Here is a 264-nt window from a genome sequence, read left to right on the forward strand (position 1 = left end):
TCTGCTGATCCCTGACCCCGACACCGGCGAGGTCGTCGCCACCGTGCCGGGACGCAGGATCGTGTTGGACGTCCACATCACCGACACCACCCTCACCGGGCAGAACCCGGTCGGACGGTGGGAAGAGGGCAGGTCCCCGATCAGCTCAGCACAGATCCGCGAATGGCTCCGCACCCGCCAGACCACCATCATCGTGCGGCCGGTGATCGACCTGGCCGACCACGTGCCCGTCGGCTCCTACGAGATCCCCGACCGCCATAAGGC

The 264-nt window shown here is 67.8% G+C and carries 1 pseudogene; it reads left to right on the forward strand.

The features are described 5' to 3' along the window. A pseudogene (locus tag FHP29_RS21800) lies at positions 1-264 on the forward strand (hypothetical protein); the annotation flags it as partial.

It is taken from the genome of Nocardioides albidus, from assembly GCF_006335005.1.
Classification (GTDB): Bacteria; Actinomycetota; Actinomycetes; order Propionibacteriales; family Nocardioidaceae; genus Nocardioides; species Nocardioides albidus.